This window comes from Bacillus sp. JJ1127 (assembly GCF_036965845.1).
Taxonomy (GTDB): domain Bacteria; phylum Bacillota; class Bacilli; order Bacillales; family Bacillaceae_G; genus Bacillus_A.
In genome coordinates this window covers 1-1,392 of record NZ_JBALQK010000379.1, presented here as the reverse complement: position 1 = coordinate 1,392, position 1,392 = coordinate 1, and the positions used below count along the sequence as shown (strand labels likewise).

The 1,392-nt window shown below is 27.6% G+C and carries 1 protein-coding gene; it reads right to left on the bottom strand.

Features of this window, described 5'->3' with window-relative positions; all coding sequences use genetic code 11:
* A partial coding sequence (locus V7183_RS24715; RefSeq protein ID WP_335361183.1) for a hypothetical protein occupies positions 1-1,377 on the bottom strand: 1,377 nt, incomplete at its 3' end.
* Positions 1,378-1,392 lie beyond the last annotated feature (15 nt).

Below are 1,392 nucleotides of genomic sequence, written 5' to 3'. Positions count from 1 at the left end.
TAATAATTCAACGAAAGAGGCCATGTTTATCTCATCCATAGTCTGAACAGGGTCGTCAATTAGTAGAATATTTATAGAATCATTTCCGTAAACTTTATTTAAAGCTAATGTTAAGGCTATAACGAGTCCGGATAATTGACCTGAAGATAGGTAATTTACCGCATCATGATCTGAATTATAATCAGAAATGAATTTTATACTCTTTATCCCATAGCTATCGCTTTCTTGTAAAAATACTCCGCGTCCTCTCTGATAATCTTGAAGGATTTTTCCACTATATATATACAAAGGAATCTCTATATCACGTATAATTTTTTTCCAATGGTAGAGGATTCTATCTTCATAGACTTTAATAATATCTTTGAATTTTGTAGTAGCATACTCAATTTTTTTAGATTTTAATTCTAAACTTTCAATTTCCTTATGTAATATATCGATATTTTTAGAGCTTCTGTGATAATATTGATATTCTATATATTTTGCTTTATCTTCGATTTGGGTTAATTTTAAATTTCGAACTTCTTCATGATTACTATTGAATATACGAATATAAGTATTCTTTTTTTCTTCATGTTCGGTATAGCTATTTTCAATTGTATATTTTTTGGTTAACAGAAGTTCCTGAAGCTTTTCACGCTTATACTCTAATTCTTCAACTACAGATATATCTTGGTTCAAAAAAGGTAATAATTCAATTTCGTGCTGTTGACACCATTCAGCAAATTTAATAACGCTATTGCTTTCTTTTATGCTTTTGGTTAATTGATTAAAAAATTCTTCGTCAATGATATTATTGGGTTCATTCAAATACTGGTCAATCCACGTAATTATTGGATCTAAATGATCTTTAAATAAGATAGTTAATTCAACTTCATACTGACGTGTAGATGAATCGTAGTGTTTTTGAAAAGTCTTACTTTTAATTTGGATATTTTTAATTAATTCTGTATATGAATCCCAATCATTACCGCATAAAGGACATTCTTGTTGCTGGTTTCCGATTAAGTGATTCATATTATTAAAATGCGTCAGTAAAGTATCTCTAGTAGCATTAATATCTTGTAACACAGAAGAAATTTCGCTCATATTTTTCTTGTAACTATTTAATAATCTAATTTTATCTTGAATAGTTTCAACATCAATTGGCTGAGTAATTAACGTTTTTAACTCAATAGTTGAAAGGGTAAGTCCATTTTCTCGTATATTTTCTTTATTTAACTTCTTTTTTAATGATTTAAGTTTGCTTTCTTTGATCTTTAGCTTTTCTAATTCAGGATATTTTTCTAAAAAATTCATACTGATAATAGTATTATCTAGAAGTAAAGTGTTGTCTGCATATTTTTGAATTTCTTCATTGGTTTGTACTTTTAAAAACACATCAAAGTCTCTAAC